Here is a 943-nt window from a genome sequence, read left to right as displayed (position 1 = left end):
TTTTTATTATATTATAAAAATGGATGTATTATTTTTTATTTATTTTTTCAAAGTTTTTTAGTAAAAATTTTAAAAACAAAAGAAAGTGTGAATAATTAAAATGAAACATAAACCGGAATTATTTCAAATTATTTTAGGAGCCTTTATTTTAATCTTCGGTATTCACTTCTTAGTCCAACAAGAAGATTTAACTATGGGAGGAACAGAATCCTTTTTAAATTTCTTAGACAAAATTTTAAAAAATGTTTGTGGTTTTCTAGGACCAGAAAAAAATTTTTTCGGCCATCAAATCACGATTAATTTAGTCTATATTGTGACTTTATTTTTAGGATTACATTTTTTAGGCAAAAAATTTTTTAAAAAATCTTTATTAGTGACTTTTTTAATTATCACTTTTACCACTTTATTAGGTTCTATTCCTAATTTGAAAAATATGAAAATTTTTGATCATATTTTACCTTTTTTAAAAGGCAAAGGTCATCTTAGAACAGCTTTGGTGTATTTATTAGCCAGCATTATTATGGGAACAGGAACAGGTTTAATTTTTAAAAACAAAGCTTCTATGAGCGGAACAGGTGTGGTTCAAAACATCTTAAAAGATAAATTAAAAATGCCCTTTTGGTTGATTTTATTTTTAACTGATGGTTTAGTGATCTTTATGTCGTTTTTAATCGAATTATCGACTCATCAAAGTTCAAAGATGAGCGTTGTGATTAAATACACTTTTTCTTTCGCTTCTCTTTTCGTTTCTATCTATACAATTAATAAAATCACTTTTAGAAACAAAAAGAACAAAAACTTTTTAATCAAAGAAAAACAACTAAATAAAAAAAGGGTGAGCCCCAGCAAAATAGTTCCGAATGAGAACAACTAATTTTTCTAAAACAAATACCTTTTAGAAAAAATTATTTATTAATTTACTATATGATAACATAAAAAAAAT

Annotated in this window: 1 protein-coding gene; it reads left to right on the top strand. The window is 24.4% G+C overall.

The window, feature by feature from the left end; translation table 11 throughout:
* Window positions 1–100: 100 nt before the first annotated feature.
* Window positions 101–874, top strand: a complete 774-nt coding sequence (locus RI76_RS02095; protein ID WP_017192495.1) for a YitT family protein — start codon at window positions 101–103, stop codon at window positions 872–874.
* Window positions 875–943 lie beyond the last annotated feature (69 nt).

Origin of the sequence: Milkweed yellows phytoplasma str. MW1, from assembly GCF_000309485.1 — a bacterium.
In the GTDB taxonomy this organism is placed as follows: domain Bacteria; phylum Bacillota_I; class Bacilli_A; order Acholeplasmatales; family Acholeplasmataceae; genus Phytoplasma.
Note: the sequence above shows the minus strand (reverse complement) of the source record. Positions and strands in the feature narration are given on the sequence as shown.